The organism is Nocardia sp. NPDC051911 (genome assembly GCF_040681035.1).
Lineage (GTDB): Bacteria > Actinomycetota > Actinomycetes > Mycobacteriales > Mycobacteriaceae > Nocardia > Nocardia sichangensis.
In genome coordinates this window covers 52349-77328 of sequence record NZ_JBFAXY010000024.1, presented here as the reverse complement: position 1 = coordinate 77328, position 24980 = coordinate 52349, and the positions used below count along the sequence as shown (strand labels likewise).

General features: G+C 67.0%; 19 protein-coding genes and 1 pseudogene. 9 read left to right on the top strand and 11 right to left on the bottom strand.

Going from position 1 to position 24980, the window contains the following annotated elements:
- Window positions 1-165: 165 nt before the first annotated feature.
- The 5 genes and pseudogenes from AB0L97_RS26485 to dnaA form a co-directional block, all read right to left on the bottom strand.
- Window positions 166-1077, bottom strand: coding sequence for an alpha/beta fold hydrolase (locus AB0L97_RS26485; protein WP_364434366.1), 912 nt, complete (start codon window positions 1075-1077; stop codon window positions 166-168).
- Between the two features lie 127 nt (window positions 1078-1204).
- Window positions 1205-1774 carry a DUF721 family protein gene (locus AB0L97_RS26480; protein ID WP_355073426.1) on the bottom strand — a complete coding sequence of 190 codons (570 nt, stop codon included), beginning with the start codon at window positions 1772-1774 and terminating at the stop codon, window positions 1205-1207.
- 502 nt (window positions 1775-2276) lie between these two features.
- Window positions 2277-3404: pseudogene (gene recF, locus AB0L97_RS26475) on the bottom strand (DNA replication/repair protein RecF); the annotation flags it as partial.
- Window positions 3405-3647: 243 nt separating this feature from the next.
- Window positions 3648-4823, bottom strand: coding sequence for a DNA polymerase III subunit beta (gene dnaN / locus AB0L97_RS26470; RefSeq protein ID WP_355073428.1), 1176 nt, complete (start codon window positions 4821-4823; stop codon window positions 3648-3650).
- Between the two features lie 884 nt (window positions 4824-5707).
- Window positions 5708-7636, bottom strand: a complete 1929-nt coding sequence (dnaA, locus tag AB0L97_RS26465) for a chromosomal replication initiator protein DnaA (protein WP_364434361.1) — start codon at window positions 7634-7636, stop codon at window positions 5708-5710.
- A 635-nt stretch (window positions 7637-8271) separates the two neighbouring features.
- On the opposite strand from dnaA, the gene rpmH reads away from it, so the two are divergent.
- The 9 genes from rpmH (at window position 8272) to AB0L97_RS26420 (ending at window position 16222) form a co-directional block, all read left to right on the top strand.
- Window positions 8272-8415: a 50S ribosomal protein L34 gene (gene rpmH / locus AB0L97_RS26460; protein WP_006550910.1), complete on the top strand. Its 144-nt coding sequence runs from the start codon at window positions 8272-8274 to the stop codon at window positions 8413-8415.
- A 21-nt stretch (window positions 8416-8436) separates the two neighbouring features.
- Complete coding sequence (rnpA, locus tag AB0L97_RS26455) at window positions 8437-8868, top strand: ribonuclease P protein component (RefSeq protein ID WP_355073434.1); 432 nt, start codon at window positions 8437-8439, stop codon at window positions 8866-8868.
- Window positions 8865-9263 carry a membrane protein insertion efficiency factor YidD gene (gene yidD / locus AB0L97_RS26450; RefSeq protein ID WP_355073436.1) on the top strand — a complete coding sequence of 133 codons (399 nt, stop codon included), beginning with the start codon at window positions 8865-8867 and terminating at the stop codon, window positions 9261-9263. The genes rnpA and yidD overlap by 4 nt, the downstream gene beginning before the upstream one ends.
- A gap of 4 nt (window positions 9264-9267) precedes the next feature.
- Window positions 9268-10347, top strand: a complete 1080-nt coding sequence (gene yidC, locus AB0L97_RS26445) for a membrane protein insertase YidC (protein ID WP_355073438.1) — start codon at window positions 9268-9270, stop codon at window positions 10345-10347.
- Window positions 10348-10461: 114 nt separating this feature from the next.
- Window positions 10462-11013, top strand: coding sequence for a protein jag (locus AB0L97_RS26440; protein WP_355073440.1), 552 nt, complete (start codon window positions 10462-10464; stop codon window positions 11011-11013).
- Window positions 11014-11155: 142 nt separating this feature from the next.
- Window positions 11156-11947 carry a 16S rRNA (guanine(527)-N(7))-methyltransferase RsmG gene (rsmG, locus tag AB0L97_RS26435; RefSeq protein ID WP_355073442.1) on the top strand — a complete coding sequence of 264 codons (792 nt, stop codon included), beginning with the start codon at window positions 11156-11158 and terminating at the stop codon, window positions 11945-11947.
- A 1200-nt stretch (window positions 11948-13147) separates the two neighbouring features.
- Window positions 13148-14158, top strand: coding sequence for a ParA family protein (locus AB0L97_RS26430; RefSeq protein ID WP_355073444.1), 1011 nt, complete (start codon window positions 13148-13150; stop codon window positions 14156-14158).
- Between the two features lie 70 nt (window positions 14159-14228).
- Window positions 14229-15242, top strand: coding sequence for a ParB/RepB/Spo0J family partition protein (locus tag AB0L97_RS26425; protein ID WP_355073445.1), 1014 nt, complete (start codon window positions 14229-14231; stop codon window positions 15240-15242).
- 251 nt (window positions 15243-15493) lie between these two features.
- On the top strand, window positions 15494-16222 hold the full coding sequence (locus AB0L97_RS26420) for a GNAT family N-acetyltransferase (RefSeq protein WP_355073763.1): 729 nt from the start codon (window positions 15494-15496) through the stop codon (window positions 16220-16222).
- A gap of 71 nt (window positions 16223-16293) precedes the next feature.
- Here AB0L97_RS26420 and AB0L97_RS26415 read toward each other — a convergent pair whose 3' ends face one another.
- From AB0L97_RS26415 to AB0L97_RS26390, 6 genes are all read right to left on the bottom strand, one after another.
- Window positions 16294-17487 (bottom strand): N-acetylmuramoyl-L-alanine amidase, encoded by a 1194-nt coding sequence (locus AB0L97_RS26415; RefSeq protein WP_355073447.1) that lies wholly within the window; start codon window positions 17485-17487, stop codon window positions 16294-16296.
- A 147-nt stretch (window positions 17488-17634) separates the two neighbouring features.
- Window positions 17635-17967, bottom strand: coding sequence for a thioredoxin (trxA, locus tag AB0L97_RS26410; protein WP_039803419.1), 333 nt, complete (start codon window positions 17965-17967; stop codon window positions 17635-17637).
- Window positions 17968-18023: 56 nt separating this feature from the next.
- The gene (gene trxB / locus AB0L97_RS26405) at window positions 18024-19034 is read right to left on the bottom strand and encodes a thioredoxin-disulfide reductase (RefSeq protein WP_364434350.1); all 1011 of its coding nucleotides are present in this window, start codon (window positions 19032-19034) and stop codon (window positions 18024-18026) included.
- Between the two features lie 109 nt (window positions 19035-19143).
- The gene (locus tag AB0L97_RS26400) at window positions 19144-19917 is read right to left on the bottom strand and encodes a hypothetical protein (RefSeq protein WP_364434347.1); all 774 of its coding nucleotides are present in this window, start codon (window positions 19915-19917) and stop codon (window positions 19144-19146) included.
- A gap of 102 nt (window positions 19918-20019) precedes the next feature.
- The gene (gene sigM, locus AB0L97_RS26395; protein ID WP_355073765.1) at window positions 20020-20601 is read right to left on the bottom strand and encodes an RNA polymerase sigma factor SigM; all 582 of its coding nucleotides are present in this window, start codon (window positions 20599-20601) and stop codon (window positions 20020-20022) included.
- A 291-nt stretch (window positions 20602-20892) separates the two neighbouring features.
- On the bottom strand, window positions 20893-24759 hold the full coding sequence (locus AB0L97_RS26390) for a murein biosynthesis integral membrane protein MurJ (RefSeq protein WP_364434344.1): 3867 nt from the start codon (window positions 24757-24759) through the stop codon (window positions 20893-20895).
- Window positions 24760-24980 lie beyond the last annotated feature (221 nt).

The window sequence follows — 24980 nt, the reverse complement described above, 5'->3', positions numbered from 1 at the left end:
ATCCTACTGGTACAGCCAACTTACAACCCACCTCCGACACCCCTCACGGCGGCGTGGATGCGAGAAATCGGAATTCGGTGACTCGGTTCCGCCTCCCGCCGGTTTCGATCCATCAGAAGTGGGCTGAGAGATGCGTTGGCAGGGCGACCCTTCGAGCGCCCGGGATCAGCGAGCGGCGTCGACCCGAGCGATGAACGCGGCGGTGTGGCGCGCCAGCTCCGCTGGGTGTGAGATCGGCGACCAGTGCCGCGCCGGGATCTCGACCCGGCTCAGATGCGGCACCCACCGGTCGGCCTCGGCGTTCACCACGGGCCGCACGGCGCGGTCGCCGGTGGCCACGATCAACTGGACGGGCACCTCGATCGGGCGCGGTCGGGGATGACGCAGGTGGGTCCGGATGTTCGCTCGATAGAGCTTCAGGTTGTTGACCATATCTGTGCGCAGCGTCGGCGCCGTCTCTACCAGCGCGGGGTCCAGGCCGTCGAAGAACGCGAGGAATCGCGGCCAGCGGCTGGCCAACACGCGCAGTCCCGGATCCGGCAGCTTGGGGATCTGGAAGGCGACGGTGTAGGCCGAGGCCACGGCTTGGGTCAGCGCGCCGCGCAGCCGCGCCGAGGTGAGCGGTCCACGCAGATAGGCGCCGAGGAAATCCAGATTCGGACCGGACACCGAGGTGAAGGACGCGATGACGGATGCGGCGTCCGTAGCGGCCACCAACTCCCACCCGATCACCGATCCCCAGTCGTGCCCGAGGACGTGCACCCGCTCACCGGGCGCGACCGCGGCGATGACCGCGCGGACATCCGCCGCGAGCTCTTCGATCCGGTAGGCCTCGACCGCTTCCGGCGCCGAACTGCTCCCCGCGCCACGGTTGTCGAAGGCGATCACGCGATGACGGCCGCCGAGCAGGCCCGCCACCCGGCTCCACAGCAGATGAGTATCGGGCCAACCATGGATCAGCAGTATCGGAACACCCTCGGGATTGCCGCACTCGTAGACCGCGAGCTCGACGTCGCCTCGGTGAACCGTCCGGGTCGCAGTCGCGGGGAACGGGCCGACCGAGGTGGTGATCGTCATCGAGATTCCTTCTGCGCGGACGCTTCGATCCGACGCCGTGGCTTCCGATGGGACGTCGAACCGGGGCGTTCCACGTGAAACGCCCCGAATAAACGTAACACTCGGTATCAGATACTGGCCACCGTGGTCATCCGTAGGTGTCGCGCGGTCCGCGACCTTTGATATGACGCTCGCCCTTGCGCCAGCTCGGCGCAGCGGGCCCCGAGATCTTCAGCGAGGTCACCACCCCCTGCCCGACCGCGGCATTGATCTTCGCGAGGATCTGGCTTTGCAGCATCCGCAGCTGCGTCGCCCAGGCGGTCGACTCGGCGGAGATACTCAATACGCCGTCCTTCAGGGTGACCGGTGTGGCGTGCGCGGCGATGTCCTCGCCGACCACGCCCGCCCAGCGACCGAAGACCATGCCCTCGGCGACTCGGTTCGACCAGCCGCGGCTCCTGGCGATGGAGCCGGCCAGCTTGGACAACAACTGTGGATCGCGATCGTCCGGACCCGCGCCCGACCATCCGGTTCGTCTGCGGCCACCCGTTCGCAGCCTGCGCTGAGGCGAGGAACGCCCCTGACCGACGGATTTTCCGCTCGCCCGTGCCGCCGCACGCGCTTCCTCCAGGGCACGCCGGGCCAGGTCGATTCCGCGCAGTTCGGGTTCCGGTCCGGTGGATTCGGCGGATCCGGGCTCCGGAGGCTGATCGCTCATCGCCCCTCTTTCTCCGCGTCCGATGATTTGTCCCCAGCTTCGATCGAGTTGTCCCCAGCCGTCGCACAAGGTTGCCTGCACCGAGAATCCTGCCTACTGCCTGCCGCAGGCAGGGTTTGAACGCTCTGTTCCCCGCCCAAACTGGCTTTTTCCGGCAAAGTTCGATGACTTGCTCAGCTGTTGCTGGGTGAGGTTTCGGGGAAGCGGGCAAGCGTGACCGGACGAGTTTTCCACAGGTGTTGGGGAATCGGTCTCAACTGTTGAGAACTCGATCGACGATCCCGACGAGAGGTCACTGTAGTGGACCGGGGCGGTGTATGGCGATTCTGTCCACTTCGCCTGTGGATGGCTAGGGCGCCCGCGATTCCGTCGATCCGGTGACCGGATCACGTTCGCCCTCGGCTGCCGGAGGCGTGGCGTGGTCCTGCCGTTGTTTGCCGTCGAAGCCTCCGCTGCCGGACCGATCCTCGGCGAGGATCCGCGAAACACGGCCGTCGGGGCCACCCGCCGTCTCGACGCGCAGCGGCAGCGCGGCGAGTTCGCCGGGCACGTCCTCCGGCACGGCCGCTGTGATCAGCACTTGTTCCGCGCTCGCGGCGACGGCCGCCAGCGCGGCGCGGCGACGCCGGTCGAGCTCGGCGAACACGTCGTCGAGCAGCAGGACCGGTTCGGCGCCGGTGGCGCGCAGCAGCTCGAACGCGCCCAAGCGCAATGCCAGCGCGAACGACCAGGACTCGCCGTGACTGGCGAACCCCTTCGCGGGCGAATCGCCCAACACCAGGTCCAGGTCGTCGCGGTGCGGACCGATCAGGCAGACACCACGTTCGAGTTCCCTCGGACGCGCGGCGGCGAGTTCACGCAGCATGATCGCCGCGAGCTCCTCGGTGTCCTCCGGGCGTGGAGGCCTGGCCGGATCCAGGAACTCGGGGGGAAGCGCGGCGCTGCGATACGCGATCGACGCGGGCCGGGATTCGGGGGCGATCGACGCATAGGACTGGGCGAGATAGGGCGCGAGATCGTGCACCAAACGCAGCCGTTGGACGAGCAGGACGGACGCATGCTCGGCGAGGTGCCCGTCCCACACGTCCAGAGTGCTCAGGTCGGCCTTCGACCTGGCCTGCCGCCCAGCGGTTTTCAACAGCGCCGAGCGCTGGCGCAGCACCCGGTCGTAGTCGCTGCGGACCGCGGCCAGCCGGGGTAGGCGACTTGTGCACAACTCGTCCATGAATCGACGGCGTTCCCCGGGATCGCCGCGGACCAGAGCGAGATCCTCCGGGGCGAACAACACCGTCTGCAGGATCCCCAGGATCTCCCGGGTCCGGCGGACCGGCGAGCGGTTGATCTGCGCGCGGTTCGCGCTGCCCTGATTCAGCTCGACATCGATGCGCAGCTCGCGGCCGGCGTTGACCACCGTGGCGCCGATCCGGGCGCGCTCGGTCCCGGTCCGGATCAACGGAGCTTCCGTGGCGACGCGATGCGACCCGAGCGTGGCCAGGTAGCCGATCGCTTCCAGCAGGTTCGTCTTGCCGTTGCCGTTCGATCCCAAGAAAACGGTTCGACCTGGGGATAAATCCAGTTCGGCATGCTCCCACGAGCGGAAGTCACGCAGCGACAGAGCTCGGACGAACATCCGCTATCGCGCCCCTGCCTGCGTCGAAGCGGACATTTCCGCCGGTGGAAGCATTGCTGGCGCGTCCTGCGCATGCCGCTCGGCGAGCCATACCCCTGTGGAACACCTGTGGATAAAGTGGATCCTCCGCTTTGCGGCGACCGATTTCTCTGCCGTCGCTGGGAATTCTCCAGCGACGGCACCGCTCACCCGCGCTGGATCACGCGGAGCGGATCCGCCGGGAACCAGATCGTGCACAGGCGATCAGCCCGGGAGCCGGACCGGCATCAGCAGATAGATGTACGGGCTCGACAGCGCCGCGAACGTCCCCGAGTCGAGTACCTCGGGCTCTTCCTCCGACGCGGGCAGCAGCACGGCGGGCCTGCTCGGCGTGGTGAAGCCGAAGGTGACCCGGTCGGCGTGCAGCGCGGACAGGCCGTCGATGAGATAACCGGGATTGAACGCGATGGTCAGGGATTCGCCGCGGAAATCCGCCTCCAGCCACTCCTCGGCCCGGCCGGCATCGTCGCCGCCCGCCGACAGCAGCAGGCCGTCGGCGGAGAACTCCAGCCGCACCTGCGCGCCGCGTTCGGCGACCAACGCGACGCGCTTGATGGCGTCGGTGAGCGCGGCGACGGCCAGGGTGGCGATCGAGGTGTGCTCCTTGGGGAGCAATTGGCGGAACTTGGGGAATTCCGCGTCCAGCAGGCGGGTGGTGGTCCGGCGGCCCGCGTTCACGATGCCGAGCAGGCCGTCCGACCCCGCACCGGTGCCAAGGGACAGCTGGACGGGCGCGTCGGAGGGTCCGAGCGTCTTGGCGGCCTCCGACAGCGTCCTGGCCGGAATGAGTACCGAAGTCTCGATATCTGCGCGTGCGGGCTGCCATTCGATGTGCCGGACGGCGAGGCGGAACCGGTCGGTGGCCGCGAGCACGACCTGCGATCCCTCGATCTCCACCCGGATACCGGTCAGCATGGGCAAGGTGTCGTCGCGGCCGGCGGCGACGGCGACCTGACCGACCGCCTCGGCGAAGACATCCACGCTCAGTGCACCGGTCTGCTGAGGCACCTCGGGAAGTTGGGGATAATCCTCCACCGGCATGGTCGGCAGGGAGAACTTCGCGCTGCCACAGGTGATCAGCACGCGCGTGCCGTCGACGGAGACGTCGACGGGCTTGTTGGACAGCGCCTTGGTGATGTCGGCGAGCAGACGACCGGAGACCAGCACCTGCCCGGGACCCGCGACCTCGGCCGCGACCCGTACCTGTGCGGAGACCTCGTAGTCGAAGCCGGAGACGGTCAAGCCGTCCTCGTCGGCGACCAGCAGCACACCGCCGAGTACCGGAACCGGCGGCCGGGACGGAAGACTGCGCGCCACCCAGGCGACGGACTCGGCGAAATCCTCGCGGGCGACCCGAAACTTCATGCTTGCAAGCTCCATCGCCCGATCTGTCCTCTCCCGGTTCCGTGATCTGTTGTCGGCTCGTCAGTGTCGGTGCTCGAAAGGGTCCTGCCGAATCGGCCGCCTTCGAAGTCTGGCACAGGCGACCGACATCAAACCGTACCCGCGCGAGGGACATGCACCTAGCCCGACCCTCCGGTGCCGCCGATGGCCGAGCCACGAGCGGACAGGAGCGGGGCGGCGAGGGAGATCGGGCCGGGCGTGCGGTGGTCGGGCGGACGCCGCCGGCGATCGGTCGTCGGGACGGGTGATCCCGCTCCGGGTCGGTCCCTCTTCTTTGCCGGAAACCGGGAGCGGACGGCGAAGTGCGTCGCTCGACCGACTTTCCACACACCCTGTTTTGAAGAGAGATCTCTAATGAAAAGAACTGAAGTAGTAGTAGGCGCTGTGGATTCTGTGGACTGCGGCCGAAACCGCTGTTCAGGGGGCGTGGTGCCGTGGGGATGGCCATGGAGTGTCTCGAGGATGAACACGAGGCGTCTGTGGAGGTTCCGTGGTTGTCCCAGATTCATCCTCGAGCGCTCCTCGAGTTGTTCCACCGGATTCACCCGGTTGTTCACACATGTGCACGAGATCGTGGACAGCTCGAGGAATCCTCGAGGACTCCACACGGACTCCTCGAGGATTCCACAAGGCCCGATCCGGACACTCCCCTGGTCAGCGGCTGTGCGCAACTCTGCCTGGGGAAACTGTTGAATTCGCCCTGTGAGTGAACTCGAGGGAGCGGTTGCCCCGACCTGTGCACGGATCCGTGGACAAACCGGTGGATTCCTCGAGGACTCCACAAGGATTCCTCGAGGAATCCACAACCCACAAAAAAGCACCGCCCCAGGTCAGGGGCGGTGCTCAGATGTGGATAGCGCTCAGCGGGAGCGCTGCTTGATCCGGGCTGTGAGTTCTTGCACCTGGTCGTAGACGCGGCGCCGCTCGGTCATCTCCTTGCGTACCTTCTTCTCCGCGTACATCACCGTGGTGTGGTCGCGGCCGAATGCCTGGCCGATCTTCGGCAGGGACAGGTCGGTCAACTCGCGGCAGAGGTACATGGCGATCTGCCTGGCTTGGGCCAGCGGCCGCGCCTTACCTGGACCGGTGAGTTCTTCGAGTGTGGTGTTGAAGTACTCCGCCGTGACGGCCATGATCGTGGCCGCGTTGATCTCCAGGGCCGCGGTGTCCGGCATCAGATCGCGCAGCACCACTTCCGCCAGCGGAAGGTCCAGCGGCTGGCCGTTCAACGAGGCGAACGCGGTCACCCGGATCAGCGCGCCCTCCAGCTCGCGGATGTTGCGCTCCACCCGGCTTGCGATCAGTTCCAGCACGTCGTGCGGTACGTCGAGCCGGTCCATCCGCGCCTTCTTCCGCAGGATGGCGATGCGTGTCTCCAGCTCCGGCGGCTGTACGTCGGTGATCAGTCCCCATTCGAATCGGGTCCGCAGCCGCTCTTCGAGTGTGGCCAGTTGCTTGGGCGGACGATCCGAGGAGACGACGATCTGCTTGTTGGCGTTGTGCAGGGTGTTGAAGGTGTGGAAGAACTCCTCTTGGATGCCTTCCTTGCCCTCGATGAACTGGATGTCGTCGACCAACAGGATGTCGGTCTCGCGGTAGCGGCGCTTGAACGCGACCTTGCGGTCGTCACGCAGGCTGTTGATGAAGTCGTTGGTGAACTCTTCGGTCGAGACGTACTTGACCCGCATGCCGGGGAAGAGACGCTGTGCGTAATGGCCGGCCGCATGCAAGAGATGGGTCTTGCCCAACCCCGATGCGCCCCAGACGAACAACGGGTTGTAGGCCCGAGCCGGGGCTTCGGCGATGGCGACGGCCGCGGCATGCGCGAAGCGGTTGGACGCGCCGATGACGAAGGTCTCGAAGGTGTACTTCGCGTTCAGACTTGCCGAGGACGTCGACGGAGCGGGTGCTTCCTGCGACTTGGCGAAGTAAGTGGGCCAGGAGTTGCGGACGTTCACCACGGGCTCGTCGTCCTGGTCGCGGTCACCTACCGGCTCACGCACCGGATCGTGCGCCAAGCCCGTGTCGTCGTCGGTGGTCTCGCGCAGCGGCGCGCGCAGCGGGCCGCGCACACCGCTCGGCGACGGCTCCGGATTGAACAGTGACTCTTGCCCCGGAGGGATGGCGGGCTCTCGCCGCGGCGGAAGCCCGGGTTCGCGGCGCGGCGCGGCGTCGGGCCCGGACATCATGGGCAGCTCGGCCGTCGTGGCGTACTCACCGCGCGGTGGATAGTCGGCGTGCGCGTACTCCGGCTGGCGGTACTCCTCCGGCGGCGCGAAGTCCTGCCCGTATTCGGTGCCCGGGTAGTCGGAGCCGTCGTGGTACGCGGGCGCCGCAGGAAAGTCGGTGGGCTGTGCATAACGTGGCCCCGGGTAGGCATCGCGACCGGGAAACTCCGAACCCGGGTAGGCGGCGGGAGCACGGCCCTCTCGGTTGCGCTCCGGCCTGCTCGTCAACCGCGCGTGCCGCGGCGTGTTGGTCTGCCGGTCGACGGTCGGGGTGGTCGGGGCGGCGATGCGAACGCCGAGCCCTTCCACCTGAGGCCCGAGCCGACGGCCGAGGGAACGGAGGATGGGCTCGCGCAGATCGCGTTCGATGGCCTCCTGGGCCAGCGACGAGGGCACGGAGAGCAGCGCGAACCCCTGTGCGACCGTCAGCGGCTTGACCAGCTTCAGCCAAGCCTGCTGTGCTCGGGTCACCGGAGGAATAGCGCCGTCGGGCGACCCGGTGGTCAGCTCGGTGACAACCTCGGGCCACACCGTGGCCAGCACGTTCTGCTCGTCGTCCATGCAGTTTCCTCCCCGGAGTAGGTCGATAGGAGCAGACGGCCGGGGCACGCGTGGAATGTGATGCTCGGGATGGATCCCGTGATCCTGCGTACGTCCGTAACCGGTTCGGACGCTGCCCGGGTCCCCCATCTGGACAGCGGCGTGGCACCGTCGGCCCTACGAATATGCCACTCCAGTGGTCTTTCCACACAATTATCCACAGATGTGGAGAACCCTCGGGAACTGTGAAACGCGCGTACGCGCAGGAAGGGCAACGCCACGACCTGGGGTTCTGCGGCAATCGCCTGGCTACGTACCTTAGTGGTGCGGGGTGCGCGATGGCTAGGGGTGTGGACGAACTCACGGTCATTGCCAGAATGCCTGAATCCGGCGAGCCGATTCCGCCTGGTCGCTGGGGGCGAGCGAAGCGATGGGGCGAGTTTGACCCGCCCCGAGCCGATCAGTACCCTCGTACAGTCACCCCTTGGTGCGGTGGCGGTCTTGTGCTGACCGCGTTTAGGTCGTGATCGACCGACTGTGCGCCAGGACCGACGCGCGCCGATGATGACCAGACCTGCGATTCATTCGCGCAATATACGTATCACCGACAAGCTTCGGGCACTACCTGGTGCCCGCCTACTCGAGGAGTGTTGACCGTGGCCAAGGGCAAGCGGACGTTCCAGCCGAACAACCGTCGTCGGGCGCGGGTTCACGGCTTCCGCCTCCGGATGCGCACCCGTGCGGGCCGCGCCATCGTGTCGGCGCGTCGCCGTAAGGGCCGCGCCTCCCTCACTGCCTGATCCTCGCTCTCGGACGCTCGGGTGTTGCCTGAGCCGTATCGGTTGCATCATCGTGCCGACTTCTCCCGGACGGTGCGCCGCGGCCAGCGAATCGGGAGACGTGATCTGGTCGTACATGCGCTCGCGCACGGGTATGACGGAATCGTGGGCGCGAATGGACGACACGATCAGGTCCCGGACGACGTGCTGATCCGCGTGGGCGGACCGCGCTTCGGGCTGATCGTCAGCAAGGCGGTGGGCAACGCGGTGATTCGACATCGCGTCGCCCGCCGCCTGCGTCATATGTGTGCCCAGGTGGTCGACGAATTGCCCGCCGAGACCGATGTCGTCATCCGCGCGCTTCCTGGCGCCGCTACAGCGTCGTCGGACGACCTGCTGCGCCAGCTGCGCACCGCACTGCGCAAGCTCGGCGTCGGCGCTCAGGCGGGTATGTCGACGGGTGGCCTGGCATGAGCCTCTGGGCGAAGATCGCCAGACTGCCCGCGAACGTGCTGATCTTTTCGATCGAGCTGTATCGGACCTACGTCTCCCCCACCCGCATGCCGGTGTGTCGATTCACCCCGACCTGTAGTGAGTACGCGGTGACCGCATTGCGCACTCGGGGCCTGTTCATGGGGCTCTTACTGACGGTCGTGCGCTTGGCCAAATGCGCGCCCTGGCACCCTGGTGGGTGGGACCCCGTCCCGGAGCGGAAGCGGAGTACGCATCGCGCCGAGCCGGCGGAAGGGGCAGCGACCGACGCGACGTCGCAGGAAACGAGCCTGCTCACCGGACCGCGGTCGGAGCCGAAAGCTTGTAAAGGATCGCCGCACGCGGTGATCGGCGACACGAACGACGGGAGTGCATAGAGCCGTGCTCGACTTCATCTATTACCCGGTGTCCTGGATCCTCTGGTTCTGGCATCGGGTCTTCGGGTTCGCGTTCGGCGCGGACAACGGTCTCACCTGGGCGCTGGCCGTGGTGTTCCTGGTGTTCACCTTGCGCCTGGTGCTCTACAAGCCGTTCGTCAAGCAGGTGCGCACCACAAAGCAGATGCAGGAACTGCAGCCGCAGATCAAAGAGCTGCAGAAGAAGTACAAGAACGACCGTCAGAAGATGGCGGTCGAGATGCAGAAGCTTCAGAAGGACAACGGCTTCAACCCGCTGATGGGCTGCCTGCCGATTCTCGCTCAGGTGCCGGTGTTCCTCGGACTCTTCCACGTGCTGCGCTCGTTCAACCGGACCGGGCACGGTATCGGCCAGCTCGGAATGACGCCGGAGCAGAACGCGAACACCGCGAACTACGTCTTCAGCGCCGCCGATGTCCAGTCCTTCCTGAGCGCTCGCATCTTCGGTGCGCCGATCTCGGCGTTCATCACCATTCCGCCCCCCCAGTTGCAGGCCTTCGCCGACTACGGCGGCGTGCCGACCAAGTTGAGCATCGCGCTCGTCGCGATCCCCCTGATGGTCATCGCCGGTATCGCCACGCACTTCAACGCGCGTGCTTCGGTCGCGCGGCAGACGCCGGAAGCCGCGGCCAACCCCCAGGCCGCGATGATGAACAAGCTCGCGTTGTGGGTGTTCCCGCTCGGCGTGCTCGTCGGTGGCCCGTTCCTGCCGATCGCCATCCTGCTGTACTGGGTCTCCAACAACATCTGGACCTACGGGCAGCAGCACCTCGTGTTCGGCCGCATGGCGAAAGAAGAAGAGGCCAAGAAGCAGGCGAAGCTCGAGCAGCGCGCGCAGAACGCGCCCAAGCCCGGAGCCAAACCGGTCAACGTGAAGAAGAAGCCGACCGCCGCCGCTGCCGATGCCGCGTCGGACGAGGACACTGCTGTCGCGTCGACGAACGGCACTGCGAAGCCGCCGAAGCAGTCGGCGGGCCAACGGCGTCCGGCCGGGCAGAAACGGCCGGGCAACCGGGGCAGGGCGAACCAGAAGCGCAAGCGCTGATCGCACCATCGGTGGGCCGAGTCGCCCACCTCGATCGCTGAGCAACCCCTTGATCGCGAATACCGCCCGGCGGCGATTGCCCGGCGCGCGCGATGAGCAGATGAAGGAAATCAAATGACTGTTGAGACCGACGGAGGGGACGCCACCGTGGCGACGACGACGGCGAACGCCGGAGCGGACACCGACGATGTCGTGAATGATGCCGAGGAAGCGCTCATCGAAGAAGGCGAGATCGCGGGCGACTATCTCGAACAGTTGCTCGACGTGCTGGACTTCGACGGCGACATCGATCTCGACGTGGAAGGCGATCGCGCCGTGGTGAGCATCGACGGCGGACGTGACCTGACCAAGCTCGTCGGACGTAACGGTGAGGTGCTCGACGCGTTGCAGGAACTGACCCGGCTCGCCGTCCAGCAAGCGACCGGAGTGCGGAGCCGGCTGATGCTGGACGTGGCGGGTTGGCGAGCCAAGCGGCGGTCCGAGCTGAGTGAACTCGGCGCAGCGGCGGCGCAGCGCGTACTGGACTCCGGTGAGCCGGAGTCGCTGGCGCCCATGACTCCGTTCGAGCGCAAGATCGTGCACGATGCGGTGGCGGCCGTGGAGGGCGTCAGCAGCGAGAGCGAAGGTGTGGAACCGAACCGGCACGTGGTGGTCGTTCCCGGCTGAGTCGCGACATCCCCGGAGCGGGCGGCGTGTTTCGCGGCCCGGATGGGTAGTGGTTGGATAGGGCCTCTGGTCTTCGGACCGGGGGCCTTGTTCGTGTCCGGAGCCCGATTGCTCGTTCGTAGATCGACCCGAGTTCGGAAGGATGTTTCACGTGGAACGAGATCTCGGTGGAACCACCGCGGAGCCCGTGGAGTTGGAGCCACCCGCGTCGGCGGCGACCGTCTTCGGCGACCGACTCGATCTCGCGCGTCGATATCACACGGCGCTCGCGACCGCGGGCGTGGAGCGCGGACTGATCGGCCCGCGCGAGGTGCCCCGCCTCTGGGATCGCCACATCCTCAACTGTGCGGTACTCGGCGAGTTGATCGCCGAGGGCGCGTCCGTGGTCGATATCGGCAGCGGTGCGGGCCTGCCGGGCATCCCGCTCGCCATCGCGCGTCCGGATCTCCGGATCACTCTGGTCGAACCACTGCTGCGCCGCACGATCTTCTTGAGCGAGTTCATCGAATCGGTCGGACTGGACGTGACCGTGGTGCGAGGGCGCGCGGAGCAGTCGGGTGTGATGAAGGAGGCCGGTGGCGCGGATGTGGTCACGTCCCGCGCGGTGGCCCCGCTCGGGAAACTCGCCCAATGGTCCCTTCCTCTCCTCCGCGACCACGGGCACATGCTCGCCCTCAAGGGAGCGAGCGCGGCCGAGGAACTCGAACGCGATGGCGACGCGCTGACGAAGGCCGGCGCAGGTAACGCGGTCGTCCTGGAATGTGGCGTCGGTCTGGTGGCGACGCCCACGATGGTGATCAGCGCAGAGCGCCTCCCCCGCGCTGAGCGAGCCACCCGACGGCGCGCCGAACGAGCGGTCGAGCGTGGCGGAAAGGCCGTCCGCGCCGCGACGACGGAGCGTGCGCGTAAGCGTGCGGCACGCAAGGCCAAGTAGAAGCTTCGATCGCGAAGACTCGACCGTCGACCTCGGGCCTGGGATCGTTTCGTCACTCTGACGGAATGGCCCGGTTGAACGCGCGTCGGCACCGGACTCGGCGGGCGATCTATCCGAACTTGATTTGCTTTCTTTCGATCCGTCGGCTGGACGGAGGGGTCCCATGCGGTACGTCCGTCTGGAACGGCGTGGCCGCTTGGTGGCTGAAGTCGAGGCGTGCGTCTGCCGTGGCCGGCACCTGAGCGAGGATCGGCAGGCAGCCCATCAGCGGGTTGAAGCCGTTGTCCTGCGATCAGCGCTTGCGCTTCTGATTCGCCGTAAGGGCCGCGCCTCCCTCACTGCCTGATCCTCGCTCTCGGACGCTCGGGTGTTGCCTGAGCGAAGTTCCATGCGAGCGCGTCCGAGTCACACTCGACTTCATCGGGGTGCGTCTCGAACTACACCTCGAGCATGAGACAGGAGTGGGTTGCGGACCTAGCGGGCGCTTCTCGGATCAGGAGGCCGCGGCCCATGTTTCACGTGAATCAAAGTCCCCCGGAACGAGTCCGCCGGAATCCTGAGCGCGTCTGGAATTGCCGCCCGATGTTTCACGTGAATCGGTCTTGCCCCCGCTGGAGACGCGATCAGTCTCCCAACACAACTGAGGGGCAATACGTGTGGCGCTCTGGCCGCTGCGTCACTCGCGAAGCGCGACAACGCATACCTCGGCGCCGGCAGTTCTGTCGATGCGCGACTGAGCTCAATCCATTCGAAGTAGCGCGGGGCAGTGTGCCGGTCCGAGGTCGTCAGCCGAAGCATCTGAACCAGCTCGGTCGAACAGCCACTGCGAGTAGTCATCCGCGATCCGCGATCGGTCACGCGGCATGCCTGCTGTCCCACGCACCGTCCGGCGGCAATGTTCCATGTGAAACAGCGCGCGCGTCGAGGCGAATTCGTGCGGATTTGCGTGTCGCTTTGCGCCTCGCCGCGATTCAGCTTTCTTAAACCGCTCAGTGCTGGCAAGCTAGTGTGCGTCGGGCGTGAGCGTAGGTGCCACGAGGGATCTGGTTGTCACAGCGGCGCGCAGCTCCGCTCGGTCGATCGGGCGCCGCGGAGCCAGTTGTGCATCGTGTTCGAACCGACAAAGGCTGTTGCAGATACGACGCCGACCCGTCCCGTCGCGCGCACGTGTTCTGAAGTTTCTCGGGTTAGGAGCTGTCTATGTCGAGCGGTCCGGCGAATGTTTCACGGGAAACAACGTCGCGCGTGCCGGGGATGCTGGACTCCAGCAATTTCGACACGGAGGCATTCGGAAGTACGCCGTTCGGGCACATCTCCCCCAGCGAGACCCCGATAGCCGCCGAAGCCCAACGTGCAAGTCAGGTCCTCCATCCAGGAAAGGTGACTGTGCCGAAACCCCACGAGCAACGGATCATCACGATCGCCAATCAGAAAGGCGGCGTCGGGAAGACGACCACCGCCGTGAATCTGGCGGCCGCCTTGGCGCATCAGGGGATGACGGTGCTTGTGATCGACCTCGATCCGCAGGGCAACGCCAGCACCGCCCTGGGTATCGAACACCACTCGGGTGTCCCCTCCAGCTACGAGCTGCTCATCGGCGAGGTCTCGGTCAGAGACGCTATCCAAACGAGTCCGCACAGCGAGCGCCTCCTCTGCATCCCCGCGACCATCGACCTGGCGGGCGCCGAGATCGAACTCGTGTCTATGGTGGCCCGGGAGGGGCGCCTGAAAGCCGCTATCCAAGAGGCGAATATCGCCGGATACGACATCGACTACGTGATGATCGACTGCCCGCCTTCCTTGGGCCTGCTGACGGTCAACGCGCTCGTCGCGGCGAAAGAGGTGCTGATCCCGATTCAGTGCGAGTACTACGCGCTGGAAGGCGTGGGTCAGCTACTTCGCAATATCGGCTTGGTGCAGGCGCATTTGAACCCGGAACTGCACGTCTCGACCGTGATCCTCACGATGTACGACGGGCGCACCAAGTTGGCCGACCAGGTCGCCGAGGAGGTTCGCGGGCACTTCGGCGATGTCGTACTGCGGTCGGTGATTCCACGCAGCGTGAAGGTGTCGGAGGCGCCTGGTTACGGCATGACGGTGCTCGATTATGATCCAGGCTCCCGGGGCGCGATGAGCTACCTGGACGCCGGACGCGAAATGGCGGCCCGCGCGGTGGCCCCGCGTGTCGCCGCGACGAAGTCGGCGGAGTGACTCGGCCGGCCGGGTCGACGCTCGGCACAGTGCGGTTCGGTAGCGGAATGAGGAAGGGGTCGGTAGACCGATGAGTCAGGCGAAGAAGGGTGGTCTCGGGCGCGGTCTCGCCGCGCTGATCCCGACGACACCGACGGCATCACCGGGCCTCAGTAGCGCTGCGGCGAGTGTTATCGGTCTGGATCCGGTCGGGCCGCAGCCCCCCTCGGCCTACCTGCACCGGGTACCGGATCCCGCCGACAACGCCGAACTGGAAGCAGGCGGCGCCGTCTACCGGGAGATCCCGCCGGACCAGATCGAGCCGAATCCCAAGCAGCCGCGTACGGTCTTCGAAGAAGACGCGCTGGCCGAGCTGGTGCATTCGATTCGCGAATTCGGTTTGATGCAGCCGATCGTGGTGCGCCGGACCGAACCGGGTGTGGACCGCTATCAGCTGGTCATGGGCGAGCGGCGGTGGCGGGCCTGTCAGGAGGCGGGCCTGGCCGCGATTCCCGCGATCGTCCGGGAGACCGCGGACGAGTCCATGCTGCGCGACGCCCTGCTGGAGAACATCCACCGGGTGCAACTGAACCCGCTCGAAGAGGCGGCGGCCTACCAGCAGCTGCTGGAGGAATTCGACGTCACTCACGAAGAATTGGCTTCGCGAATCGGTCGCTCTCGCCCCGTCGTGACGAATATGATCCGTCTACTGAAGTTGCCGATCCCGGTGCAGCGCCGGGTCGCGGCGGGCGTACTGTCCGCCGGGCACGCGCGGGCACTGCTCGGTCTCGAAGCGGGTGCGGACGCTCAAGAGGTGCTCGCCGCCCGGATCGTCGCCGAGGGACTCTCGGTCCGGGCTACCGAGGAAGCCGTCATGCTGGCGAACCGAGAGCAGGACGCGGCCGTGCCCTCTCCCGTCGCTCGGCGCAAGCCGATCGAGATGCCAGGCCTACAAGCCGTGGCCGAACGGCTGTCCGGTTCCTTCGACACCCGGGTTCTCGTGAGTATGGGCAAGCGCAAAGGCAAGATCGTCGTCGAGTTCGGGTCGGTCGAAGACCTCGAACGGATCGTCGCCCTGATGGAGCAGAACGCACCCGCAGTGTGACAGAAGTGACGAAATTTAACTTGTGGTTTCGATAGGTGCGAGTACCCGGCCGAAACGTCACTGTGACGGCAGGGGTACGGCACGGCTGCGAGCGTCTATCGCTCCCGGCGGAGCAACACAAGTTCTTCCGACCAACAGCACAGCGACATGGAATGAGGCAGGTTCCCGTTGATCGCTTATTCTTGCTGGCGAGCAAACATTGATGCGACGTGAGCGTGGATGAATCGGACAGCTGGAGGCTGAGCAGAGCGGTGTCGACCAGCGTCACAGCACTAACCCTCGGCGGACTCGAGAAGCTTCCCGCGCATGCGCGGCGCTGTGTCTTCTGGGAGATGGACCCCGCCGTGGCCGAGGACTCGCGCAACTTCAGCGATCCGGTGTTCGAGAAGGAAGCCTGGCTGTCCACGGTCATGCTGGAGTGGGGTTCGTGCGGGCAGGTGGCGAACGTCGACGGCAACGTCGCCGGCTGCGCCTTGTACGCGCCACCGAGCGCCGTGCCGCGCGCCACGCTCTTCCCCACCTCCCCCGTGAGCCCGGACGCGATCCTGTTGACCACGCTGCGGGCCGAATTCCCCTATCAGGATGCCGATGTCGCCCACAGCCTGGTTCAGGCCGTGGTGTCCGATCTGGTGCGTCGCGGCGTGCGCGCCCTGGAGGCTTTCGGTATCCGCACCGACCCGACCACGCAGGCGCTCTCGGAGCGGTCCGGCTCGATGACACTGCTGGAGCGGATCGTCGCGCCGATCAAGAATGCGAACCCGGCGGGCGCGACGACCGAATGCTCACCCGAGAGTTGCATGATCGATGCCGACTTCCTGGAGGATGTCGGCTTCGAGGTCGTGGCCCCGCATCACCGATTCCCGCGCTTGCGGTTGGAGCTCGCCTCCGACCACGGCTGGAAGGAAGACGTTGAACGGGCGCTGGATCAGCTGCTCGCGGCGGCGTCGATGACCGCGCCGACTCGTATCGGAGCGCGTTGAGCTGAACATCGAAGCGCCCCCTGCCGGTCTGGAAAGGGCAGGGGGCGCTTCGACTTACGAAAGACCGATGGCTACATCCGGTCGGCGGCAGCCAGCTCTTCGGCCAGCAGTTCCGCGAAAGTGTATGTGCCGGTGGGCTGGTCGTCCTGACCGAGCAGGTACAGCCGCTTCACCGAGATCAGAATGGCTTCGGCGATCACGTCGCGCATGCGCGGGTTTGTGAGCACCGAGGCATCGTATTCGTTTGTCAGATAACCGATGTCGACCTGCACGGTGGGCATCTTGGTGAGACGCAGCAGATCCCAGGTTCGCGCGTGAGTGCGGCAGTCCTGCAACGACGTTCGGGCGACGACCTCGCGCTGGATGAACCCGGCCAGCACCTGCCCGATCATGGACACCGAGCCGTGTGAGTTGCCGAAGTAGAACCCGGCAACGCCGTTGGCGAGCGGGCTCGGGTTAGCGGCACAGCGCAGGGAGATCATCAGATCGGCGTCGAAGGCGTTGGATGTTTCCGCGCGTTCGGCGTCGGTGGGGTTGGCGCCCCACGGCCGCGACAGGAAGGTCTCCATGCCCGTGGCAGCCATCCGCCCCTCCAGACGGCTGGCGAGATCCCACAGAATCTCCGACTCGTAGACGTCGCCGTACTCGGTGGGCACGGCACCACCCTTGTCCGGACCGCCGAGACCCGGATCGATGACGATCCGCTTGCCGGTCAGCTGCGGCCCAGCCCGGTGCACGACCTCTTCCTCAGCGATCCGGTGTGGATTGCCGCCGGTCACCCTGGCGCCGAGCAGGTCGAGCGAGCGCAGCGTGTCGGGACCGCAGATGCCGTCGGCCGACAGGCCGATCTCCCGCTGGAAGGCGGTCAGCGCGTCGTGGGTGTGCGGACCGAAGTAGCCGTCGACCCGGTGCACGTAGAAGCCGAGGTCCTGCAGCCTGCGCTGGAGCGTGGCCACATCGTCGCCGTACAGCGGCGCGGACAGCTGATAGATCAGCGTGCGCGCGCCGAGTCGGTAGGACGCTTCCTTCAGTGCCCGGTAGGTCGCCGGACCGACCACACCGTCGACGAGTAAACCGCGATGCTGCTGAAACGCGCGAACCGCGGAGTCGAGGTGATGGTCGAAGGACACTTCGGTGTCCTTCCAATATTCGCGTGCGTCCGCGTTGTCGGCAGCGATGTGCGCGTGTAGGAACCCGAGGCTTGCCAGGGTGCTCCGAACCTCTGCAACGGCTGGACCGGAATCGCCGTGACGAAGTCGGTGCATGCGTGAGAGCCCTTTCCTTCCGTCAAACCCGCGGGTACCCACTCATGCGATGGGATACACCTTCGCACGACCGGAGCGTCGGTCGATTGTCTCAGACCCGGACCGGGTTTCGACAATCCCCGGGTCCAGGCATCCTACGGCGCGTCCTCAGATGACGTCTTCGAGTTCGCGCAGAAGAGCCGCTTTGCCCTTCGCTCCGACGATCTGCTTGACCGGCTTACCGCCGCGGAACAGCATCATAGTGGGCAGCGAGAGGATCTGATAATCGCGGGCGGTGCTCGGGTTGGCGTCCACATCCAGCTTCGCGACGGTCAGCTTGTCCGCGTGCGCGCCCGCGATCTCCTCCAGGACGGGCGCGACCATCTTGCACGGGCCGCACCAGTCGGCCCAGAAATCGACGAGGACCGGCTTCTCACTCAGCAGCACGTCGTCGGCGAAGGACGCGTCGGTGACGGTGACCGTGTTGGCGGACTCGGACATGGATGTTCTCCTTGCGATACAGCGAGACGGAAAGGTATGGCTCGTCCAGCGCGAGCTCAGTTGGCGGCCACCGACTCACCCGCGTGGGCGAGGGTGTTCGAGGTGATGTCGCCCTGCTCGGCCAACCAGCGCTCGGCGTCGATGGCCGCACGGCAGCCCGTGCCCGCGGCGGTGATCGCCTGCCGGTAGGTGTGGTCGACGAGATCACCCGCGGCGAAGACGCCGGGGATCTCGGTCGCGGTCGTGGGGTGCTGTACCAGCACGTATCCTTCGTCGTCCAAGGCGACCTGGCCCTTGACGAGTTCGCTGCGCGGATCGTGGCCGATCGCGACGAACAGGCCGGTGGCGGCCAGCTCGGAGGTTTCGCCGGTCCGGGTGTCACGCAGGGTCAGATGGGTGACGCTGTTCTCCCCGTGCACCTCGGCCACCTCGGCGTTGAGCACGAACTTGATCTTCTCGTTCGCCTTCGCCCGTTCCAGCATGATGCGGGAGGCTCGGAACTCCTCGCGGCGGTGCACGATGGTGACGCTGGAGGCGAACTTGGTCAGGAAGGTCGCCTCTTCCATCGCGGAGTCGCCGCCGCCGACCACCACGATGTCCTGGCCCTTGAAGAAGAACCCGTCGCAGGTGGCGCAGGCGCTGACACCGCGGCCGAGCAGCCGCTGCTCGCCCGGAACGTTCAAGTAGCGCGCGGCCGAGCCCATGGCGAGAATCACGGCGTAGGCGTGGAAGGTCTCGCCGCCGACGACGACCTTCTTGATCGGGCCGGTCAGGTCGACCGCCTCGACGTCCTCGGTGCGGATGTCCGCGCCGAACCGCTTGGCCTGCTCGCGCATCTCCTCCATGAGATCCGGGCCCATGATGCCGCCGCGGAAGCCGGGGAAGTTCTCGACCTCGGTGGTGGTCATCAGCGCACCGCCGAACTGGGTCCCCTCGAACTGCAACGGCTGGAGCTCGGCGCGGCCCGCGTAAACGGCGGCCGTGTAGCCGGCGGGGCCGGAGCCGATGATGATCAGGTCGCGAACTGGCGTGCCGGTGTCGCTTTTTTGCTCGCTACGCTCGCTCATGGGGCCCTTCCGGGGAGATTCGATCGGACGTGTCGGTCAACAACAGGGTAATGGCTGTTGTTCCCGCGTCGGCGGGGGTCACACCGCGCGGGTGGCCCAGATCGCAAGGTCAGCCGATGTCCTGCAGCGCCTTGCGCTGAGGATCGCCGGTAGCGCAACCGGTCCCGACGACCAGCGCGGTGATCTGCGGCGGGCGGGGGCCGTTCAGCAGGATGAGCACCGCGTTGCCGCCCTGGAATCGGATGTCGGTCGAGCCGAGGATCGTGCGGTCCAGGCCGTTCGCCCGTACGCAACGCTCGAGCGCTTCCGGGCCGGCCAGGGCTCCGGTGACGTTGTGCCTGCCCAGCGCGCCGAGGGCCACGGTGGCGGTGAGATCGTCACCCCAGTCGTCTTTTCCCGATGTCGGCTGCGCCGTGGGCGCTGGGTCGTCTCCGCTGCGCATCGTCGAAGCCCACACACCCGCGCCGACGACGGCGACGATCGCCGCGGCTGCCGCGGCCAACCAGCGCAACCTGCCGCGGCGACGCTCGTCCAGAGCCACCGGCGCGGATTCGAAATCTTTTGCTTCGCACACGGATTCGCTTACTTGCGGGGGCGGAAACTCATGAACCGTGGCGCCTTCGGGTGGCTCCAGCTCGCCGACGAACCGCGCGAGCCGGGCCGCCACGTCTTCCGGCATCGGATGGACTATGCGCTCGTCCCCACCCAAGGCACGCAGCTCGGCACTCACGTCATCCAGCGCGCGCAGATACCGCACCGCTTCCGGGTCGCGCGAGACGATCGGCCACAACTGCTCGCGCTGCGCGGGCGTTACGTTGTCGGCATGTAGGTCAGCCAGCAATTCGGACGCGAACGGAGGCTGCGGCACGGACTCGGTAGCCATCGCACCTCCGTCGTTCGCATCGGACATCGCGGGGACCCCCTCGCCTACGGGGCCTGTCTCTGATTCGTTCAGTGGTTCGTCACTGTTAATGACGCATCCCAACTAACCCCGGTTCCCCGGATCACGCAGAAAATCCAATCGCTCTTTCAACCGCTGCCGCGCACGTGCGCACCGGCTCTTGATCGTCCCCTCGGGCACGCCGAGCAACGCCGCCGCTTCGGCAACGCTATACCCCTCCACATCCACCGCCACCAACGCGGTCCGCTGATCCGGCGGCAACGAAAACAACGCTCGATCGATGACCAACGACATCTCCACCTCGGCCATCTCGTCGCGGGTGTCCCTCGGCTCCGGCATCGACTCCGGCGCCAGCGACAATGCCCGCCTGGTCTTGTTCCGCCGGATCCGGTCCAGGCACGCGTTCACCACGATCGCGTGCAACCAACTGCGGACCTCCGCCTCGGCCCGGAACGAGCCCGCGGTGCGATGCGCCGACAAGAGCGCGTCCTGTAGTGAATCGGCCGCATCCTCACGCGTGTAGGAGGTGCGCAGCGCGGTCTGCCACAGATGATCGTTGTGTCTGCGCAGTAACTCCGCGAACGCGTACCGCTCACCGGCGACGTGCGCCCGCAACAACTCCACATCGGTGCGTTCACCGAGTTCGAAGGCGCGCTCGCGACACATCACCGGCTGCGACGCCCCCCTGCCGAGCTCCTCGTTCACTTCGGACGACAAATGCCAACCCCTCGAGCCCTCACGGCGGCAACGGGCATGGTTGACCATCACCGAGACTTCGCAGCATCCAGGATCGAAAACACCGAAACCTGGGAAGCTCCCCTGCTGAGAGCGCGCGAAGATCATATCGCCCGTAACGTTTTGGCAGCAACCAAGTGATCGGGCCGGATACGGAGGAATGCGCGGCGTTCGACGCCGCGTGACGAATGGCCCGCGCGACCGATGCGCGGGCAGGCCGGGCTACGGCGCGGCGTCGAAACGGATGTCGGCGATGGCGGTCTGGAACTGTCCTCCGGAATTCCCCAGTCCGGTGATCCAGACGAGCACGTAGCGGGCGGCCTGGTCGGCGCGCACCGGGATATCGGTGACGCCGCCGTCCAGCCGGGCGGAACCGATCAGCTGGGTCTGATCCAGCGTCGGCGATCCGGTGGGCGACGTGCGGATCTCCACCGATGTGCCCGCGCTGGGCGAGTTGATCGAGACGTTCGTGAGCTTCGCGGGGGCCGGCAGCGTGGCGAGCAGACCGACCCCCTTCTTGAGCGCCGGGAACTGCTGGAAGTACTGATCGGTGCGCCACTGGGTGCCCGGATCGTTGTCCAGCACCGCGTGGACGTTGGCGACGCCGTCGGCGGTGCCCTCCGGCGAGAACACCGACACGCCGGTCACCGGAACCGGCGCACCGGTCGAGGTGAGGCCGGGGCCCGCGGCGGCGGGCGTCGGCACCGGTTGGTTGTTCGTCGTCAGGCCGATATTGCGCTGTTCGTTCAGCGGCGCGTCGGAAGCGCTCGGCGCGAACACGCTTACCATCCACCAGATCACCACGCCGACCACCAGCGCGGCGAGGATGCCGAGGCCGACCATGATCCACATCATGCGTTGCGAGCGTTCGCGTTCGGCCGCGAGCAGTTCCGGATCGGCGAGCGAGTCGTCCATGTTCGCGGGAGCGCGCTGGCCAAGCCGCAGCACCGGGATGAAGTCGGTCTTCTGATCGACCACCGACGCCTGCTCCAGCACGTGCTGGACCGTCGCCGCCGTACGCACGCCCTTGTTCGACTCCAGCGAGCGCACGGCGACCGCGGAGATCTCGAACGGCACTTCGGGACGGATCTGGCGCGGTTCCACCGGCGTGCCGTCCGGTCCGAAATCGGCCAGCCGCAGCCCGCCGACGGTCGCGGCGGTGCCCGTGACACCGCCGGAGCGGATCGGCCAGCGGGCGGTGATCAGGGAGTAGAGCATCGCACCGAGACCGCGGACGTCGGACTGCGCGTCGGAGTCCGACAGCGTGCCGGGGAAGGCGAGCACCGCGTCACCGGACGCGCTGATGCGCACCCGGTCGGGATGGTCGATGGACAGCGACCCGCCGCCACGGTGCGCCAGCTCGGCCGCCGAGGCGAGGGCGCGGATGGCCCGCGCCGCGCCGATCGGTGACGGCACCGTCTCGGCCATCTCGCGCAGCGAACGACCCGGCGTCCATTCCGCCACCACGATGCCGCCGGAACTGCCGCGCACGACGTCGAGTACGCGGGCGAGGCCGGGCGAGTTGATCCGGCCGAGGCGCAGCGTCCGGGACAGGATCGCCTGGGGACCGTCCTGCCCGGAGTTCTCTGTCGCTTTCTGGTCGGCGTCGACGAAGGTCAGCGCGACCTCGCGATCGAGTTTGATGTCCAGCGCCTGCCAGAACTTCAGGCCGCGGGCGCCGCCGTGACTCGCCAGCAGGCGGTAACGCCCGCCCGCCACCGACGCGCCCGGAATCAACTTGGGGCCGCGCGGGATTCGCCGGGCGCCCAGGTTCTCGCCACCCATCGGCGGCATCTCCGGCGAGCCGACGGGGATCATCCCGGTGTCGTACATCGGATCCCGCGGCGGCAGCTGGTTCTCCTGCGGTCTCGCCGCGTCCTGCTCCGGTCCGGCCGTGCCCGGCCCGTTGTTCGCGTACGCGGGATCCAACGGCTCCCCCGCGGTCGGCGGTACATCGGTGGACAGTCCGCCGGGCGTGGTCGCAGAAGAATCGGCGGCTGGGACGCCGCCCACCGCGTCGTCGCTCACCCTCGGTCCTCCTTCGCCCTGGTATGTCGAGGTTCCGGCGAATTCGCCACTTGTGCTTCTCTGCCGAACAGGGTACGGGAACTCACCCTTGCCGGTGCGGTCAACGGCATCGGGTCGGATCACAGGAAGCACCATGGTCTGGGCGTCCATGTACGGATCGAACCTCGGGTATGCCAAGTAGGGATCAGGCCTGCGGAGCACCTGCGTGACGTAGGGATCTTCGACCGGGCTCTCCAGGTCGAGTTCCGGCGCGGGCGGTGTCCAGCCGAGGCGCCGCGAGACGGCCACGGTGATGGCGACGATCTCCGGAATACCGGCGAGTCGCATCAAGCCGAAGGCCACCGCGAACATCACGATCGCGGTGATCGCCACCCGGATCAGCGAACCGGGGCCGCCGAAGGACTCGGTCAGCCGATCCAAGCCGAGTACCCGGTCCACGATCCACATCACCGCGCCGCCCGCGAGTGACGCAAGTACGACACGAGTCACCGTTCGGCCGACGTTCGCCATACGCAGGTCGCCGAGACTGCGGTGCAGTAGGAAACCGCCCACCACGGCACCGACCGTGAAGCCGAGGCCGTTCGCGACACCGAGCGCGATAACCACGTGCTCGGAGTCGGTGACCACCGGAGCAAGGGCGGAGAAGACGATCTTGGCGGCGGTGATGCCGAGGATGATCCAAGTGGGAATCCACGCCTGCTCCCTGGCGTAGAACACGCGCAAGTGGATCAGCACCAGCGAGTACGGGATCAGTGCGAACGCCGACCAGCTGACCGCGAGACCGAGACGTTCGGCGTCCGATCCGAAGTTGCCGTAGCCATAGAGGGCTTGTCCGACCTGCGGACCGGCCAACGTCAAGAAGGTGACCACGGGTACCAGAGCGATCATGGTCAGCCGGGTGGCCGCGGAGAGATCGTCGACCACCGCGGGCGTGTCGTCGGCGGCGGCGTTGCGGCTCAGCCGGGGCATGATCGCGGTCAGCACCGTGACACCGAGGACGCCGTACGGCAGTTGCAGCAGCAGCCACGCGTTGTTGTAGATCGCCGGGCCTGCCGCGTCGGCATGCGATGAGATCCGGGTGGCGAAGACGAAGCCCGCCTGGCTGATGAGCACGTACAGGATGATCGCCGCGCCCATGCCGCCGAACTGCTTGAGGCGATCATCGATGCCCCACAGCGGGCGCAGGTCGATGCCCGCCCTACGGATCGCCGGAAGGAGGCTGACGGCCTGCACCACAACGCCGACCGTGACGCCGACGCCGAGCACCAGCAGCTTCGGGTCGCTCATGCGGACCGGATCCAGCGTGATCTCCCCCGGCATCAGGACGTACAGCCCGAGGACGGTGAGCACCACCAGGTTGTTCAGTACCGGCGCCCAGGCGCCGGGCTTGAACATCTGCCGGGTGTTCAGTATCGCCGTGAGCAGCGCCGACATGCCGTAGAACAGGATCGCGGGCAGCAACAGGAAAGACAGCGCCGTGGTCAGCGCCGTGTTGACCTTGCCGTCGTCGGACAGGAAGACGTGTGTGGTCAGCACCGGCGCAGCGGCCGTCGCCAGCAGCGCGGCAGTGGCCAAGACCACGAACGCCGCGGTCACCAGGCGCCGGACGAACGCCTCTCCGCGATCGGGATCCTCCTGCTCCGCGCGCACCAGCGTGGGCACCACGATCGCGGTGAGCACCGCGCCGAGCACCAACTCCGCGATCATGTTCGGGATCTGGCTGGCGACGGTGAACGCGCTTGCGATCGCCGGGCCGAGCACAGTCAGCAGCAGCAGTTGCTTGCCGAACCCCGTGATCCTGCTGATCAGTGTCGCGAACGCGATCGATCCGGAGTCGCTGAGCAGCCGGGAATTCGCGCTCTGCTTCGGCTCGTCGGCCTTCGGTGGCTGCGCGGTGCCGGTGGCGGCGGGCCACTCCCTGGTACGTGGGCGATCCGGTTCCGCGGGTTCATGCCGTACCGGGGCGGCCGGCCGCTGACGCGGCGGTGGGAACTGCTGCGGCTGCGGCGGGGCGTAGCGCGGCGGCGGCACCCGATCGGATTCCGGCGTGATCGCAGGCATCGGCCCGGAACGGGGTGGGCGCGGCGCGGCCGGGATCGGACCGGACTGCGGAGGCCGTGGCACCGCGGGTATGGCGCCGGAACGAGGTGGACGCGGCGTGGTCGGGATCCCGCCGGACTGCGGGGAACGCGGTGCGGCCGGAATGGCGCCGGACTGCGGCCCACGTGGTCCGGGGGGCGGCGGCGTCTGCCGGACATTGCCAGGCGGGCCGGAGGGCGCAG

Bases quoted from the DNA above. Each gene is read 5' to 3' on its own strand.
- AB0L97_RS26485 (WP_364434366.1), bottom strand. From the start codon at position 1,077: ATGACGATCACCACCTCGGTCGGCCCGTTCCCCGCGACTGCGACCCGG.
- AB0L97_RS26480 (WP_355073426.1), bottom strand. From the start codon at position 1,774: ATGAGCGATCAGCCTCCGGAGCCCGGATCCGCCGAATCCACCGGACCG.
- dnaN (WP_355073428.1), bottom strand. From the start codon at position 4,823: ATGGAGCTTGCAAGCATGAAGTTTCGGGTCGCCCGCGAGGATTTCGCC.
- dnaA (WP_364434361.1), bottom strand. From the start codon at position 7,636: ATGGACGACGAGCAGAACGTGCTGGCCACGGTGTGGCCCGAGGTTGTC.
- yidD (WP_355073436.1), top strand. From the start codon at position 8,865: ATGAGCCTCTGGGCGAAGATCGCCAGACTGCCCGCGAACGTGCTGATC.
- AB0L97_RS26440 (WP_355073440.1), top strand. From the start codon at position 10,462: ATGACTGTTGAGACCGACGGAGGGGACGCCACCGTGGCGACGACGACG.
- rsmG (WP_355073442.1), top strand. From the start codon at position 11,156: ATGTTTCACGTGGAACGAGATCTCGGTGGAACCACCGCGGAGCCCGTG.
- AB0L97_RS26430 (WP_355073444.1), top strand. From the start codon at position 13,148: ATGTCGAGCGGTCCGGCGAATGTTTCACGGGAAACAACGTCGCGCGTG.
- AB0L97_RS26425 (WP_355073445.1), top strand. From the start codon at position 14,229: ATGAGTCAGGCGAAGAAGGGTGGTCTCGGGCGCGGTCTCGCCGCGCTG.
- AB0L97_RS26415 (WP_355073447.1), bottom strand. From the start codon at position 17,487: ATGCACCGACTTCGTCACGGCGATTCCGGTCCAGCCGTTGCAGAGGTT.
- trxA (WP_039803419.1), bottom strand. From the start codon at position 17,967: ATGTCCGAGTCCGCCAACACGGTCACCGTCACCGACGCGTCCTTCGCC.
- trxB (WP_364434350.1), bottom strand. From the start codon at position 19,034: ATGAGCGAGCGTAGCGAGCAAAAAAGCGACACCGGCACGCCAGTTCGC.
- AB0L97_RS26400 (WP_364434347.1), bottom strand. From the start codon at position 19,917: ATGGCTACCGAGTCCGTGCCGCAGCCTCCGTTCGCGTCCGAATTGCTG.
- sigM (WP_355073765.1), bottom strand. From the start codon at position 20,601: ATGTGTCGCGAGCGCGCCTTCGAACTCGGTGAACGCACCGATGTGGAG.
- AB0L97_RS26390 (WP_364434344.1), bottom strand. From the start codon at position 24,759: ATGCCTGCGATCACGCCGGAATCCGATCGGGTGCCGCCGCCGCGCTAC.